16 protein-coding genes are annotated in these 14,228 nt (G+C 58.8%); 8 read left to right on the top strand and 8 right to left on the bottom strand.

Features of this window, described 5'->3' with window-relative positions; translation table 11 throughout:
* On the bottom strand, positions 1-198 hold a 198-nt coding region (locus AACV02_RS31060; protein WP_372239720.1), incomplete at its 3' end, for an SOS response-associated peptidase family protein.
* Positions 199-281: 83 nt separating this feature from the next.
* Here AACV02_RS31060 and AACV02_RS28795 point away from each other — a divergent pair.
* The 4 genes from AACV02_RS28795 (at position 282) to AACV02_RS28780 (ending at position 3,168) form a co-directional block, all read left to right on the top strand.
* On the top strand, positions 282-491 hold the full coding sequence (locus AACV02_RS28795) for a hypothetical protein (protein WP_119736206.1): 210 nt from the start codon (positions 282-284) through the stop codon (positions 489-491).
* Positions 492-585: 94 nt separating this feature from the next.
* Positions 586-813: a hypothetical protein gene (locus AACV02_RS28790; protein ID WP_119736204.1), complete on the top strand. Its 228-nt coding sequence runs from the start codon at positions 586-588 to the stop codon at positions 811-813.
* Positions 814-1,341: 528 nt separating this feature from the next.
* Complete coding sequence (locus AACV02_RS28785; protein ID WP_119736202.1) at positions 1,342-1,824, top strand: DUF2846 domain-containing protein; 483 nt, start codon at positions 1,342-1,344, stop codon at positions 1,822-1,824.
* Positions 1,825-2,148: 324 nt separating this feature from the next.
* Positions 2,149-3,168, top strand: coding sequence for an alpha/beta fold hydrolase (locus tag AACV02_RS28780; protein ID WP_119736200.1), 1,020 nt, complete (start codon positions 2,149-2,151; stop codon positions 3,166-3,168).
* A gap of 212 nt (positions 3,169-3,380) precedes the next feature.
* On the opposite strand, the gene AACV02_RS28775 is transcribed toward AACV02_RS28780, so the two are convergent.
* Positions 3,381-3,941 (bottom strand): fasciclin domain-containing protein, encoded by a 561-nt coding sequence (locus AACV02_RS28775; RefSeq protein ID WP_119736197.1) that lies wholly within the window; start codon positions 3,939-3,941, stop codon positions 3,381-3,383.
* Between the two features lie 288 nt (positions 3,942-4,229).
* Between AACV02_RS28775 and AACV02_RS28770 the strand changes: the two genes are divergently transcribed.
* Positions 4,230-4,721, top strand: coding sequence for a GNAT family N-acetyltransferase (locus tag AACV02_RS28770; RefSeq protein WP_119736195.1), 492 nt, complete (start codon positions 4,230-4,232; stop codon positions 4,719-4,721).
* A gap of 86 nt (positions 4,722-4,807) precedes the next feature.
* Positions 4,808-5,044, top strand: coding sequence for a hypothetical protein (locus AACV02_RS28765; protein ID WP_119736192.1), 237 nt, complete (start codon positions 4,808-4,810; stop codon positions 5,042-5,044).
* Between the two features lie 309 nt (positions 5,045-5,353).
* Here the strand turns inward: AACV02_RS28765 and AACV02_RS28760 are convergent, their stop codons facing one another.
* The gene (locus AACV02_RS28760; RefSeq protein WP_119736190.1) at positions 5,354-5,737 is read right to left on the bottom strand and encodes a DUF1090 family protein; all 384 of its coding nucleotides are present in this window, start codon (positions 5,735-5,737) and stop codon (positions 5,354-5,356) included.
* Positions 5,738-6,090: 353 nt separating this feature from the next.
* Here AACV02_RS28760 and AACV02_RS28755 point away from each other — a divergent pair, with 353 nt between their 5' ends.
* Positions 6,091-6,288, top strand: coding sequence for a hypothetical protein (locus tag AACV02_RS28755; protein WP_119736188.1), 198 nt, complete (start codon positions 6,091-6,093; stop codon positions 6,286-6,288).
* A gap of 432 nt (positions 6,289-6,720) precedes the next feature.
* Here AACV02_RS28755 and AACV02_RS28745 read toward each other — a convergent pair whose 3' ends face one another.
* Positions 6,721-6,855: a hypothetical protein gene (locus AACV02_RS28745; protein ID WP_256660607.1), complete on the bottom strand. Its 135-nt coding sequence runs from the start codon at positions 6,853-6,855 to the stop codon at positions 6,721-6,723.
* A gap of 470 nt (positions 6,856-7,325) precedes the next feature.
* Here AACV02_RS28745 and AACV02_RS28740 point away from each other — a divergent pair, with 470 nt between their 5' ends.
* Entirely contained in the window at positions 7,326-7,622 is a 297-nt protein-coding gene (locus tag AACV02_RS28740) for a putative quinol monooxygenase (RefSeq protein ID WP_119736186.1), read from the top strand.
* A gap of 2 nt (positions 7,623-7,624) precedes the next feature.
* Here the strand turns inward: AACV02_RS28740 and AACV02_RS28735 are convergent, their stop codons facing one another.
* Genes AACV02_RS28735 through AACV02_RS28720 form a run of 4 tightly spaced genes read right to left on the bottom strand, consistent with a single transcriptional unit; the run spans position 7,625 to position 14,219 of the window.
* Positions 7,625-8,674, bottom strand: a complete 1,050-nt coding sequence (locus AACV02_RS28735) for a hypothetical protein (protein WP_119736184.1) — start codon at positions 8,672-8,674, stop codon at positions 7,625-7,627.
* A 12-nt stretch (positions 8,675-8,686) separates the two neighbouring features.
* The gene (locus AACV02_RS28730; RefSeq protein WP_119736182.1) at positions 8,687-10,495 is read right to left on the bottom strand and encodes a hypothetical protein; all 1,809 of its coding nucleotides are present in this window, start codon (positions 10,493-10,495) and stop codon (positions 8,687-8,689) included.
* Between the two features lie 3 nt (positions 10,496-10,498).
* Positions 10,499-11,797, bottom strand: coding sequence for a hypothetical protein (locus tag AACV02_RS28725; RefSeq protein WP_119736180.1), 1,299 nt, complete (start codon positions 11,795-11,797; stop codon positions 10,499-10,501).
* Positions 11,798-11,855: 58 nt separating this feature from the next.
* Positions 11,856-14,219: a hypothetical protein gene (locus AACV02_RS28720; protein ID WP_119736178.1), complete on the bottom strand. Its 2,364-nt coding sequence runs from the start codon at positions 14,217-14,219 to the stop codon at positions 11,856-11,858.
* Positions 14,220-14,228: the final 9 nt, after the last annotated feature.

Raw genomic sequence — 14,228 nt, 5'->3', positions numbered from 1 at the left:
GTGTGGCCGCCATCCCCAGCGCACCATGTCGGCGTGCAGCAGGTCACCCTGTAGGTGGAGCAGGGCGACTTGGGTTGTCGGGGCTACGTTGTAACGCTCGAGGGGCAATTCACCGACAGAGTTCGCCAGGGCGTTAGGCATATTCAACGCTGCCACGAAGTCGTGAATCCCGCGGTACTGGGTAAGTCTTCCGCACATGATGCTCTCCGCTTGTCGGAGCTGCTGAACAGCTGGCCGGTGACCGATCTCTACACTGTAGACACTGACCTCGAGTATTCGCCATGACGATCCACAGCGAGCAAATCAATGCGATGCAGGCGTGGTTCGCCTTGCGCAATGAACCCGACTTCATATCGGCGACAGCTGAAGATCGTTACGAGAGGCGGCTGGGGTTGGCTGACGACATGAAAGAGGCCGACGTAATCGACGGTGGTGACTGGCGGGAACTGACCGAAGAGGCACTCCTGGCCTATGCGGACGAGCTAGCCTGACGCACCCGCAGCCAGCTATCTCTCAAGGGTGAAATTACGGAATTGGGCCCAAGCCTGGCCCATCCCAAACCTTAGCGCAGTCAAAGGATTTGAAATGGATGGTGTAACTCTGAGCCCTAAGATCGAGCGAGACGCGGATAAGCTGCTGGCACAGATTGAAAGGGCGGACTCGATGATTGTGGCGGCCAAAGCGGGCGCTCGAGCCGAGGGTTTCGTATTAGGCCTGGAGTCGGCGCGCGCGCTGGCAGACGCAACTATTGAACAGCTTTACGCCATTTTCGGCACCGCAACTGAAGAGCGGCTCAAAGTGCTTTCGAGGTAGTGTCCCGAGCCGGGCGCTCTCGAGGCGCTATCGGTTCCGCCAGCAAACGCTGATTCTCCCTCGGCAAATAGTCGCGCTGTCACGTGACCAGTTTGATGCCGAAGGTAGAGGGCTCTGAGCATCGTTCTTTGAGATCATCAATTTCGATCCGGGCAACGTCGAGGCATGCCAATGCTTCGGCTAAACGTGTGGCCAAGCCGTCGCTGATCTGAACGCCGGCAGTCAAATGCTGGGCTTACTCTCCGCATCGGCATCAGTTCAAGCTGTCAATTCAGCGCTCTCAGCCCGGCGTACCTGTTGCACCTCAGCCATTCGGCTGTTCGACGCGCGGCGATCACGACGCTGTGGGTTGTCGCTGATCTTCGAGCGCATGGCGATTCTAGGCAGGAACTGAAGCCCTCGCTGACCATTCATGGTTTACCGCCAACATTTGGGGGGAGAGTGGGGGACGTGCAAAATCAACACAAACCGTTTGATTAGCAGTCTTGTAGTGTTGATCATCAAGCGCTGAATCCGAATGGAGCGGTTATGACTAGGGTATGGAAGATCTCAGCACTTGTCTGGTTAGGGCTCCTCAGCGCCTGCACGATCACAGGGCCAACATTTACCCCTCTTGAAAACGTGGGTTCCCAACGGGGTGTCATCTATGTCTACAGGCCCAGTAACTACGACATGGGTTTAATGTCTGCCTTGATTTCTTTGGATGGCAAGCCAGTAGCGTCTCTGGAGAACGGTGGTTATGTAGCCGTACCTGTTACGCCAGGTGAGCACACGGTCACTCAGAAATGGAAAGCTGGAATTCTGGGGAATGCTGATCTTGAGGGCGACACCACCGCCGTTGTCATCGACGTTAAAAGTTCAGATGCCTCGTATATCAGCCTCACGTCCAGCAGCGCCAGAGTGCGTGTAAACCAATCAAACGCTGTCAAGCTGAATTGGCAGCTCAATAAAGTCTCTGCCGATCAGGCATTGCCCGAGATTTCTCAATGTAGAAAGGTTGAGGCGCTCTAGTTCCCATCGGGTCGCAATACCAACAGCCAAATTGCGCGCAAAGAAAAGCCCGCGATGGGGATCAGCGGGCTTAAAGGGATGTTCACCAGGAGCTTGGGTTCACCATAGGCGCTTGACTGTGAAAAGTTTGTGAGCGCCTGGCGAGGTCACTGTCTGGAGTGCGATATAAGGCCAATGGCGTCCAGGCAGCCATGCCAAGGGCTTGAGGCGGGCTACAGTGCAACAATGCGCCGTGATGACATAAAGGCGTTACTCTTGGAACAGGCGCCGCAACCTGGCGCCGCCGCTTCGCTCATATCCGCCGGTGTCGCACCAGGAGATCCTGTGTCCACTTCCACGCTGACCTCGCACATCTTCAACACGCCCCGTCATACGACCCACTATGTGGCGTCGGGACCTGCCGAGGGGCCATTGATGATGTTCCTGCACGGCTGGCCGCAGCTCAGTCTGATCTGGCGCGCGCAGATGCAAGCGTTCGCTGCCCAGGGCTGGTACTGCGTTGCACCCGACATGCGCGGCTATGGCGGCTCTTCTGTGCCGGCGGACACCCACGCGTATACCCTTGAAAACATCGTGGCAGACATGGCAGAGCTTCATGACCACCTCGGTGGAATGCCCGCCATTTGGGTGGGCCACGATTGGGGCAGCGTTGTTGCGGGTCAACTGGTCGCCCATGAACCCCAGCGCAGCCGCGGCGTTGTGCTGATTTCGGTCCCGTACTTCCCCACCACGAACGCGCTGCCGACGCTCGTCCCGCTGGTTGACCGAACGATCTATCCGGCAGACGAGTATCCGAACGGTCAATGGGACTACTACCGCTATTACAACACGCACTTCGCGTCCGCCGTCGCTGACCTTGATGCCGATAAAGCCGCATCACTGGCTTCGATCTATCGACGAGGCGACCCTGCGAGCATCACCAAAGTCGCATCAAACGCCCAAGTCACCAGCAAAGGAGGGCGGTTTGGTGAAGCACACCGAGCACCGCCCACCCAGCCCGACCCCGCGCTTTGGCCGCAGACGGACTTCGCGGCACTGGTGCGCAGTTTTGAGCAGCATGGTTTTCGCGCGCCCTGCGCGTGGTATTTGAACGACGACGCCAACATCGAGTACGCCGATCGAGCGCCCAATGGCGGCCGCCTGTCCTTGCCCGTACTGTTTGTAAACGGTGACTACGACCCGATGAATACCATCAAGGGTAACCAGTTGGGCGAGCCAATGCGTGCCGCCTGCGCAGACCTCACCGTAACGAGTTTATCTGGCGGGCATTGGTTGCCGGTGGAGTGTAAGACCGAACTCGTCGAGGCAATCAGTACGTGGCTTCATCGCAGAAACTTACGATGAGTATCGAGACTTTGATGTTGCGGTGCGCCTGCTAAGGCTCGTGAAAGTTTTGGCGGGTAGAGAAGGGGCTGATGAGCTCGCCCAAGGGTTTCTTGGTTCGGATGCGATGATCATCGCCGTTCGCCACATTACGCTTCGTTGAACTGACCGTGATCTGCATTGGCAAACCCAGCTACCCGGCAAACTGCGCGTCTGCCGGGCTTGAGGAGCGTTTAAGGCATCAAGACCGAGTCAACAACGTGGATCACGCCGTTGGACTGCATCACGTCTGCGATGCTGATACCTGCCTTCCCGCCTTTGGCATCTACCACCCAAAGCTTGCCATCGTGCAGCTTGATATTCAGCGACTCACCTTGAACTGTTTTCAACACAACGGTGCCGCCGTTCTTTTTGGCGTCGGCCATCAATTGTGCCGATGTGTGAGTGCCGGGTACGACATGGTAGGTCAGGATTTTAGTCAGGTCGGCTTTGTGTTCAGGCTTGACCAGCGTATCGACGGTGCCTGCAGGCAGCTTGGCAAAGGCTTCGTTTGTCGGTGCGAATACGGTGAATGGGCCTTTGCTATTGAGCGTATCTACCAACCCGGCAGCCTTGACGGCTGCAACCAGCGTCGTGTGGTCCTTTGAATTGACCGCGTTTTCCACGATGGTTTTACTCGGGTACATCGCTGCGCCTCCGACCATCACAGAGTCGGCGGCGAAGCTGACGGTTGCGGTTACGGAGAGAATAGCGAAGCAGGCTGCTGCAGCAATTTTTTTGTAAAAGGCGTGCATGGTGTATCTCCTTGGCTCGTATGCCCTCCGAGTGAGGGTATTGAATCTACGAACCAGCGAACAAAGTGGATGCACCCGTTCATAAATAATTTTGTGAGCGTCGGCGTGTTCGCTCAAGTCTCTTCCTGAAGCGACAGCTAATGGCCGAAAACTTCAAGGTTTGAACGCCGAACGAATTTTTTCCGCTGTAGTACAACCCTCGCCAAGAGCGTGTGTTTTGCATCGGTCACTTTACGGGCGTGGCGGCTCGGCTTCATGATAATTCTTCATTCACACCGGGACCCTGTCATGAACCCAGCACAAGGACGTATCGATTTTTCAGGGCTGACTTGCCGCACGCTTGAGGTCAATGATCTCGAAACCATCTGCATGCACCGGCAAAGCATGTTCCTCGACGCGGGTGGCGATCTGGATAAGTTACAGGTGATGACCCAACATTTTCGACCATGGCTGGCGCAACGTTTAAGTGATGGCCGCTACTTTGGGTTCTTGCTGCTTGACGCCGGGCGGCCGGTTGCCGGTATTGGGCTGATGTCCATCGAATGGCCGCCGCACCCATCACATCCTACGTCGGACCAGCGAGGTTATGTGCTGAACGTCTACGTTGAGCCGCAATATCGGCGGCGAGGCTTGGCATCAGCGCTGATGCAGGCAGCTGAAGCGGAGTTTTCTCGACGAGAGATCACATTTGCCGTACTGCATGCTACCCGGATGGGACGGCCTGTTTATGAACAAATCGGCTGGGCCGGTACGTCTGAAATGGCAAAGTTACTGTCCTAGCTCGATTGCCATGCCTAGACTTTTTCACCGGCGTAAGCCTCACAGCGCTACATTCCAGTCAACTTAGAGCGCAAAAAAAATTTTCAATGAATGATGAACTCTGGCTGGAGCCTGACGGTGAGCAGACATTTTGTCTCGCCGGCCCTCAGGGCGAAGATGCACGTAAGCTTTTACATAACGAGGCAGTACTTACTTGGCGGGTCGAAGCCTCAAACTATTTTGAAGCGATGAGTCAATACTATTCGTACATGGGCTGGGGAGATTACCAAACCGACTTTCCTGAACAGGACAAGGTTTCCTATAAAGACCTTGATTGGGAGTAACACACGCTCAGCAATTGGCTTTCCATCCACGCTGGATATCTGATAGGACAGTGGGTAGAAACACCCAGCCCGGTTGCTGTCCTTATTCAACATTAAGTTAGCGCTCACCCAATACACACCAAGAGTAACTGAGATGTAGATTTCTAACGCTGAGTCAGCAACCGGTTGACCACCCGGCAAACCCTAATAGCCTTCCCCGCATTCGAATCCATTGGCTACTGCCAAGACTCACAAAAGCCCCGTTCAGGCGGGGCTTCTGCATTTCTGGGCTTAAAGACGCTCGACGCTGGAGCCTCCGATTGTTTCTTCTTACTTGAACAAACCACCGATGGCATTGATGGCATCCGCGGCCTTGTTCATGTTTTGCTGGCGTTGAGGATGGGTGTCCACTTGTGCCTGAGCGTTGTAGTTGGAATTACTGCAGCTTTTGTTGGTTTGCGTCAGCGCCGCCTGGAAGGCTGTCGCGCGCAAGCTGTCACCCTTTGCATTGGCCGCGTTTATGTTGGCCTGAAGGTCGCGGATCTGTTGCTGGCAGGAGGCGTTATTCGTGTTGAGGGTGTTGCTATTGCTGTTGCTGGCGCCGCCCAAGGCAGATGACAGGGCGCCCGTCAGGGCGCTCAGGTCGGCAGCGTGGGCGGGCAGGGTAAACAGGCTGAGCAGGGCGGCGGTTGGCGCGAGTTCGGAAAGACGCATGGCAAACCTCAATGTTTGATTGCCTGCGCTCAGGTGGGGACCCGAGCTGGCGCAGAACAATATCCGTATAGAGGTGAGCGCTCGGGTGGAGCGAAATATAGGTTGGTCAATTATTGACCTTCAATATCGGCGTTGCATAAATGTGAGTTGTTTCACGTTGTGCGTCGGCCATCGCCGGCGGCCCATCAGGTTTTTTTGCGTTTCTGCCAGCGTTCGGCAGTAAACATCCCAAGCTTAGAGCCTCAATGCCAAGCATTGATTGGCACCATTCGTCTAATGCTTTGCACTCTGAATGCTGCGCCGTCTCTCAAGCTTAAGTGCGCATTTCCCGTGCGCCGAAGCGGAGAGTCAACATGGAAATCAATGAGAAGGCGCCAGGAAACCTTTCCCAGCAAGCCGTGACGCGCGGCACAGACAACGAAACGGGCCATGATTCGCGTCGAGACGAGGACGCGCTCCCATTGCCGCCTGATGACGACGCGCCGTTGGAAGAAGATATGTCGGATGTCGACGCGGCTGATTCGGTCGCGAGTGAACACCCTGATAACTGATCATTTCACGTCAGCGAACCCGGCCCCAGCGCCGGGTTTTTTATTGCCTGCAGAACGCGATCACCCAAGCAACCCGTCTAGGTCAATGGTTTTAAGCCGATTCGGGGTTGCCATGCGGGGTTTTGGCGATTAACCTGAAAATGTTCGAATTGTTACGAATAATTTCGGGTGCGACCGATTTCGGTTCGCACGACTTCAGGATGAGGAACGAAAAATGTTTTCACACGAAGGTCCCGCACTAGAGCTGTTGCTGTTCGTTTTTGGCTTGGCAGGCCTGCTTCTGGTCGTCTGGTTCTGTCATCACCAATACGAGCGAAAAACCGGGAAGGGCGTTAAAAAACAACAAAATCGTAACGAAAGCCGCTCGACGTAGGGTGATCAAAGCGGTGCCAGCGGTCGGCCATTAAGCCTGACCGCCGGCAAAATGCAGCATTACGCGACGGTGCAAATCCAGCGGTGGTTCTGCCGGTACGGCGCGCGGGTGAAGTGCACATCTGAAACCAGATTCAGGCCGCGTTCCTGAAGCGCTTCGGTCAGTTCTACGAGTGTCTCTGCTTGGATAGTCATCACTGTTACCTCGTCAGATTTACTGCGTTCATAGTTCTTGACCGGGCGGGCAACTGACTAATTCAAATTTTCTATGCGCGTGTTTGATTTATCGCGCTGGGTTGCGATGGGTTCAGCGTCATCGCCAAGTCACGCCGTTCAGTCAACGGATGAAGCGGAGCAAAAAACCGCGCTGGGTGAGTTTACTTAAGCTTGGGCGCAAAAGCGTTTGAGCGATGGGCTACGAAAACGCTGAGTTCTGGCGTGCGATGGATAAGGGATTAACCGCCGCGCATTCAGAATCGCAGACAAAGAAAAGCCCACGATGGGGGCGCGGGCTTAAAGGTGTTCACTTAGGAGCTGAGTTGAGCCTATGCGTGCGACTGTGAAAACCCTGTGAAACGCGCCCCTCGGTTAAGCTTTTTTTGCACCTTGTTGGTGTGCTCACGTACTGTGCGGCTTCCTTAACCAACCTTTGCGGTGGTGTTTGCATGTCAGATGAAGTGCGGCTTGTCGTCATGATCAATACGCAGCCCGGCAAGGGCGCCGAGCAACGTGCAGCGTTCGCGAAACTGGCCCCATTGGTCAGGGCCGAGCATGGCTGTCTGCACTACGATTTGCACCCCGTGGTCGGCAACCCCGACAGTTTTGTCTTGATCGAAAAGTGGGCCTCGAAGGACACCCTGGCCGCCCACCATGTGGCCGCTCATATGGTCGAAGCGGCCCGGCACAATCCGTCTTTTCGCGCCGGCCCCGCGACCGTTCTGCTGTTGGAGGATGCGGTTTAGGCTCATAGCTGCACCCGCCGCAGCCTGCCACTGAGCGGCGCCACACTGCCGTCGGGTGTCGGCAGCGGTCGGCCCGTCAAGCCCATGCCTTCGCTCACCACTACCGCGTCCTGCACCACACACAGGTTGGAGGGCGTATCCAGCCCGCGTGCGAGCACTTCAACCGTTGCGTTGTGCAGGTCACAGCGCAACAGCCGCCCGGTAAAGCGCGTAAAGCCTCCGTGCAGCGGCTCGCCATTCCAGTCCGGCAGCAAGGGTTGTTGCAGATGGCTGCACAGCTCCAGCACCAGTAGATTGCCTTGCGGGCACAGCGCCAGCCCGGTGGGCAGTTGCAGGCCGCGAATCACCACCTCGGTCTGCCCGCTGGCCGGGTGAACTCGAATCACTTGCCCGGCGTAGTCGGCAAAGTCGATGCCTTTGCGCGCGGGGTCGCCGTGCAATTCGCCGGAGAACAGGCTGATCAACACGGCGCCTGTGTGCGGTTCGTACACCAGGGTGACAGGCACAGCCTCCTGACCCTCATCCAGAACAGGCAATTGCGCGAGCACGCGTTCTTGCTCACCGTGGCTGAACTCCACCAGTTGATTGGTATCCGGTTTCACCGCCAGCCAACTGCGTCGCGTCGGGTGGTAGCACAGCGCGTTCAGGTTGCCACGGCTGTGGAACACCGGCTCGGGCGGGCTGTATTGCAGATCGAGCAGTCTGGAACCGCCGACGTAATCGGTCTGGCTGGCCAGGCAACGTCCGTCACCGCAGGCGATGTCGGACAGGCCCATGATTTCATCCCGCAGCATGCGCGCCTGCAGGTTCATGCTGCGAAAACCCTGAGAGAGCACTTCGCCGGGCAGATAGGCGCCCGGCCTTAGAGGGTCGGGCGGCAGTCGACTGATGCGACTGCTCAAAGGCTGGTCTGCCGAGCCTGAGCCGGCTTCGGCCAGCAACAGGCTGCCATCGGCCTGCAGGCAAACACCACGCGGGTTGAGCAGGCCTTCGGCGATAACGCTGCTCGGGCGCAGGGCTTCGATGGGCTGTACGGGAATATGGAGTGTCATAGCGTTTGCCTCCTATTGCGGTGGCTGCCACGGGCTGCCGGTGAGATAGGCCCGCAGCAGTGCGCGCTGGGCGGGGGACATCGAGCGCACGACCGGCATGAACAACGTGGTGCCTTTGTAGGCGTCCGAGGTGCGCGCGAGGATGGCGTTCTTCGCGCCCATGATCGCGTCAGGCTGGTTCAACGGCACGTAGCGCGACATGGCGGGGAACGCCAGGTAGTGAAAGCGCAGCACATTCGGGTACACCTGTTGCCAGGTAATGACGCTGCCCCTGGCGATGCCAAAGTCTGTCTGAGCGTATTTTCGAAAGTTGGTGAAAAAGGCGCCGTTGTCCACGCCATTGGCCGTGTAGGTCAGGGCCACGAAGCCCGCCTGGGCGGCGCTGCCGGATGTGAGCGTCACGGGAAAACTCACCGTCTGTTGGCCCGCATTCACGGTCAGCGAGGGCGGAAAGTTGAGAAAGTCCGTGTACTGCTTCTGCTCGTAGACGCCCGGTGCGCTCGCTGCCAGGCTGATCGTGGTGGCGCCGGGCACCGGCCCGCCGAGGTAGCGAACCTGCAAGGTGATCGTCAGGCCGTTGGGGTAATCCTCCAGGTACACATTGCGCTGATCCGCATACACCCGATAGGTCGACTCGGTCGCCTGCAACTGAGTCCCGGCCACCTGGCCAGGGGCGTTGATCGCCAACGGCGTGGTCCTGACGGCCTGCTGCTGGCTGGTGGTCAGCGCCACATCGACGATGCCGCCATACACGTAGTAATTGACCAGTGGGCTGGCAGTCGGGTTAAGGGTGATCAGCGGCGCGGCACCGGCCGAAATGGTCACCGGCCCATAATTCGCATTCGGCCCGATCGGGCTGGTGATGTCGTCCCGTACCGCACGGAAGGTTTGCTTGGGAATCATGTTGACCATGTCCAGGCTCAACAGCCCGTTATTGCCCAGCGCCGCGTAGGCGGCGTTGTTCGTGGCCGCATTGACCAATTGCCGCCCCGGCTGGCAGCTCAGCGGCTCGCCGGCAAAGGCCGGGGCCAGCGTACCGATGACCCGGCCGATGCTCGGGTTGGGCGTGTATTTGCCGGCAGCATAATCGGCATCGAGCTGCGCAGTGGTCATCTGCGGGCACATCTCGAACATCACGAAACGCAGGACGATGCCCGTCGCGCCCGGCGCCTGGATGATCGCCTTGAGGCCGCTGCTGTTCGGGTTCCAGCTGACGATGCTGCTCAGCGGGAACGTCAGCTGGAACGTGCCGCTGGCATGGAACGACCCCGGAGCGTCCATCTTTGCCGGCTCGAGCACGCGCCCGGTCACGTCGAAACTGCTGCACACCGCATTGCAGCGAATCAGCAGCTGGATATTGTCGTTGCTGCCGATTTGCAGGCCGCCGACAAAAATCTGCGTGGTGGTCGTGGCGCTGGGGTCCAGATCCACCATCATCGGCCCGGACACCGGTGCCTGGCCGCTCACCGGGTCCACTGACCCGAGCAGGTACACCGGCTGACCGACCTGGTCACCCGTTGTACTGATGTTGCCGGGGCTGCCCTGGGAACTGATCAAGGCGTTCTGCAGGTCCACCACGTGCTGGCCGTAGTGGTTCCAGCCGCCGGCGGTGTAGTAGTTGCCGGCGGGCGCGTTGATCATGCTGTTCAATTGGTCGTCGGTGTAAGGCTGCGCGCCGGGTGCCAGGGTCGACGTGGTCAGGTCGAAGAGCGGCCATTGCTTGTTGCCATTGAAAGCAATGGTCGGCGAGTTGTTCGGCAAGCTTACGTCCGTGCGGATGCCGCCCCAGAAATTCAGTCGTGGTCCGTTGAGGATGCTCATGGTCTATTCCTTGCCCGTGGCGTGTGGGGTGATGGGGCTGTTGGCAAATTTGAACAGGTAGGAGAAGTCGGACTTGAACGGGCTCTTCACCGGTGTCGCCATCGAGTGGCAGTTCATGCAACTGCTGGTGGGCTGGATATAGCTTTCCATGGTCACGTTGGCCGACAGCGCCGGGGTCGGCTGGCCCAGCGGATTGCCTGGGTTGTTCGGCATCAGCGGGCGCTGGGTGGTGATCAACTGGTAGTACTTCAACACGCTGCGTTGCAGGCTCGGATCGTTGCGGTAGTTGTTGTTGACCCAGTTCGTCACATCCGCGATGGGCGTCACGCGGTTCAGCGGGTTAGGCGTCTGGAACGTGGTGCCGGGCCTGGGCACGCAGACCAGCTGGGTGCCTTGTGTTTGCCAATTGCAGGGCGACTGGTTCAGCGCGGCGGCGGGCGCGGCCGCATTGAAGTAGGAATAGGCGGTGCCGGGCGCCGGTTGATCGACCCATTGGCCGTTGACTTTGGCTTTGGGCGGCACGTTTTCGACCTGCTCGAAGGTGGACCAGATCCACTGCGGGTAGCCGTTGACCTTGGTGATGATGTGCAAGCCCACCAGGCCCAGGTACGCCTCGCCGACGCCAATGCGTTGCCCCTGGCTGTTGAACCGCGCGACGCGGGCAAACTGCGTGAGGTAATGGCTGGCATTGTCACGGGCGGTGAGCACGCGCCAGCTGGATTTGACCTCGATCACCCCATTGGGGAAGTTGATGGTGTTGGCCTTGGACACCACATTCGCGTTGTAGAAGTTATTGCCGACGATGTAGTTGTAGGACGCCTGGTTGGCCGAGATATCGTAGTAGGTCGGGTTGCCTGCCTGATCGATCAACCAGCCGCCCACCGCCTGGTCGATGGAGTTGACCAGTGAGCTGTTTTTCAGCGCTGCGATGTTGATGATGCCCAGGCTTCTGGCGATCAGCGGGCTATTCCACGGCCCGGGGTTGGCGGCCCCCGGCAGGAAAATTTCGCTGACGGTCTTGTAGGTCTGCCACACGGTATAGCCGGGGTCGCCGGGCTGTTTGCTGCAATTGGGCGCGCCGCGCTGCCCGTCCTGTGCCGGCCAGTTCAAGGCAACAAAAAGCTGCCAGCTGTATTGATCGAACTGGTCCTGGCTGGCAGTGGCTGCGGGCGCGCTCGTGGGCGGCTGGCAATTGAGTTGCGTGGCCAATGCCAGGGGCTTGCCGCTGTCGTCCCTGGCAAAGGCGCCGGGGCTGAGCAGCATCAGCAATAGCAACAATCGGCTCAAGCGGCTGGCGTTCATACAACACTCCTTTGAAAACCGGATGACAGGTGCGTCACCCGGTGGTCCTGTGCGCGGTTTACGCGTAGTCGTTCATGCTCAGCGGGACGGGCGGGTAGTTACGCTTCACCAACGCCTGCGCCCACAGTTCCAGCACCGCGCGACGGCTCTGCGGCATGTCCCGCGTGATGGGCATCGCCAGCGTGCTTTCCTCCTGATAGGCCTTGCTGATCAACACGATCAGTTGGTCGACCGCGCCCTCGATGCGCGTCAGGTTATTGAGCGGCATGTACTTGCTCATGATCGGGTAGAGGTAATAGAACGGCTGCAGGATGAATGGGTAGATGAAGGTCTCCCAGATCAGCTGGCCGGCATTTTCACGCTGATAAATCAGGTTCCAGGCGTTGACGAAATCCTGCTGCATTTGCGGTTCCAGCGGCAGCACACGCAGCGGCGCGAGAAAATCGGTAAAGGCCTGGTTGAGCGGAAAGCTGAAGGGGATCTCCGGTTCCTGCTGACCGTCCTGGACAAAGAAACGCAAGGTCGGAAAGCCCGGCGCCTGGGCCGTGACCGTCAGGTTGGCGATGCCATTGGCGTCGGTCTGGATCTTGGTCAGGCTAAATTGCACCGGGCTGTTCAGCGGGTCTTGCAACGTGCGTTGCAGGGTGATCGGGTTGGCGAACGTCAGCGTCGGGCTCAGGGCGACAGCGGCGGGCGTCGGCAGAAATTGCTGGTAGGTCACCGGCACGGTTTGATCGGCGGGCACCGCCAGCCGGGTTGCCATGAGCTGGCGGCCCGTGCCTTCGGTGATCTGGCCGGCCAAGGTCTTCGCACCGGCAAATTGCGGCAGGCAGGGGCTGTTGTTGGCCGGGTTCTGCGGGTCGTTGTTGAACAGCGAAAAGTCCGCCGCGTTACTGAACGCCAGGTAGTAATCGGTGGTGCACAACATGTAGGCATTGCCGTATTCGGCCACCCACAACGTGGTGCCCGCCGGTGCGGGCTGGCCGTCGTATTGCACCATCACCTGCAACGTCTTGGTGTCGCCCACGTCGATAAAGCTGGCGCTCTCTACCACCTCGGCGGTCCACAATTGCTGGGTCGCGGCGATGATCGGCGTGGTGCCTTGCTGTTGCAGCTCCAGCGTGCCGGATTGCAGCTGCGCCTGGGCCTCGACGGTGAGGGCCAGGTCGAGGATGCCGGCGCGCTTGTCGAACGCCAATTGCTGGTAATCGTCATAGCCAAAGCTGGCCAACGGGCTGAATTGCGTGCCTTGGCGGATGCCAATCTGGTAGTCGCCGGCCTGGTACTTGGCCGCGACCGGGATGTCGGCCTTGTTGTCGATGGGGTAGAACGGAAAGGCGTTGCCCAGGTCCAGCGACAAGGTATTGCCATGGGCCTGGGCCGAGATCACGCCCAGTTGGACCTGGCTGGTGGTGCCCGGTGAGGTTTTGTAGATCGCCACCTTGGCGGCCGGCACCAGGCGCCTGCCTGCCGGCGCGGTGGGGAATTCGTCCTCAAACCACAACCCCAGGCTGCCCACGGTACGGCTATAGGCCGGGTTGAAGAAAATATCACCGACGTTATCCAGCGCCTGCTGATACATGGCCTGTACCTTGGCCTGGGCCTCGGGCGTGGAGCTGTGGGTGTCGATGGGTGGGTAGTTGTTGAAGATGCCGTTCTTGTCGTAGCAGGTCAGGTAGGTGGTAAAGCGGAACATCAGCCCCTTGGCGTTTTGTTGCGCCATCTGCGCCTGCAGGTTTTGCAGCAACGCCGAGTTGCCGATCACCCACGCCAGGTTTTCCTTCGGGAAGCAGGTCTGCCAGGTGGTGGTCACGTACGCCAGGCCGCCGAGGTTGGCCCAATTGAAATTGAGGAAACGGTCGAGCATGCGGTGTTCGCGGTTGAGCGTCAGGCCGCATTGCGCATTGCCCAGCACCAGCTTGTCGAAGTACAGCGCGGTGAAGGTGTTCTGCCACGGGCTCACGTCGACAAACCGTGCCGGCGACGTCGGCGCGCCGCCAAACGGATTGCCGAGCAACTGATAACTTTGATTGATCAGCGGGTCCTGGCTGACGTAACCACCGTCGGGCAACTCGCCACCGGTGATCACCGACTGGGTCTGGTTGTAGCTCACGGTGCCGCAGGCGTTATCGCCGAACAGGTTCCATTCGCCGGGAATCATCGGGGATGCCAACTGCCCGGCATTGCCCGGCACCTGCATCACGTAGTCCGGCACGGCGGCCGGTGCCAGCGGCGCGATGGTCCAGGGCAGCAATTGGCTGGCGGCGTTCAGCGGCGTGATCTTGAAGGCTTCCAGGAACCGCCAGTTCATCTGCATTTTGACCGCATCGTAGAGCGGGTACATGTCGTTGTTGTTGGCGGTCGGCGGGTTCCAGAACATATGGCCGCCCAGGTAGATACGCGGGAAATTCAATACGCTCATGTGAGGCTC

The sequence above is a fragment of the Pseudomonas sp. Larv2_ips genome (assembly GCF_963879675.1).
Lineage (GTDB): Bacteria > Pseudomonadota > Gammaproteobacteria > Pseudomonadales > Pseudomonadaceae > Aquipseudomonas.
Note: the sequence above shows the minus strand (reverse complement) of the source record. Positions and strands in the feature narration are given on the sequence as shown.

What these genes read in the sequence shown, in the direction of transcription:
- AACV02_RS28720 (WP_119736178.1), bottom strand. Translation starts at nt 14,219, where the DNA reads ATGAGCGTATTGAATTTCCCGCGTATCTACCTGGGCGGCCATATGTTC.
- AACV02_RS28755 (WP_119736188.1), top strand. Translation starts at nt 6,091, where the DNA reads ATGGAAATCAATGAGAAGGCGCCAGGAAACCTTTCCCAGCAAGCCGTG.
- AACV02_RS28725 (WP_119736180.1), bottom strand. Translation starts at nt 11,797, where the DNA reads ATGAACGCCAGCCGCTTGAGCCGATTGTTGCTATTGCTGATGCTGCTC.
- AACV02_RS28785 (WP_119736202.1), top strand. Translation starts at nt 1,342, where the DNA reads ATGACTAGGGTATGGAAGATCTCAGCACTTGTCTGGTTAGGGCTCCTC.
- AACV02_RS28730 (WP_119736182.1), bottom strand. Translation starts at nt 10,495, where the DNA reads ATGAGCATCCTCAACGGACCACGACTGAATTTCTGGGGCGGCATCCGC.
- AACV02_RS28745 (WP_256660607.1), bottom strand. Translation starts at nt 6,855, where the DNA reads ATGACTATCCAAGCAGAGACACTCGTAGAACTGACCGAAGCGCTTCAG.
- AACV02_RS28735 (WP_119736184.1), bottom strand. Translation starts at nt 8,674, where the DNA reads ATGACACTCCATATTCCCGTACAGCCCATCGAAGCCCTGCGCCCGAGC.
- AACV02_RS28775 (WP_119736197.1), bottom strand. Translation starts at nt 3,941, where the DNA reads ATGCACGCCTTTTACAAAAAAATTGCTGCAGCAGCCTGCTTCGCTATT.
- AACV02_RS28795 (WP_119736206.1), top strand. Translation starts at nt 282, where the DNA reads ATGACGATCCACAGCGAGCAAATCAATGCGATGCAGGCGTGGTTCGCC.
- AACV02_RS28760 (WP_119736190.1), bottom strand. Translation starts at nt 5,737, where the DNA reads ATGCGTCTTTCCGAACTCGCGCCAACCGCCGCCCTGCTCAGCCTGTTT.
- AACV02_RS28740 (WP_119736186.1), top strand. Translation starts at nt 7,326, where the DNA reads ATGTCAGATGAAGTGCGGCTTGTCGTCATGATCAATACGCAGCCCGGC.
- AACV02_RS28765 (WP_119736192.1), top strand. Translation starts at nt 4,808, where the DNA reads ATGAATGATGAACTCTGGCTGGAGCCTGACGGTGAGCAGACATTTTGT.
- AACV02_RS28790 (WP_119736204.1), top strand. Translation starts at nt 586, where the DNA reads ATGGATGGTGTAACTCTGAGCCCTAAGATCGAGCGAGACGCGGATAAG.
- AACV02_RS28770 (WP_119736195.1), top strand. Translation starts at nt 4,230, where the DNA reads ATGAACCCAGCACAAGGACGTATCGATTTTTCAGGGCTGACTTGCCGC.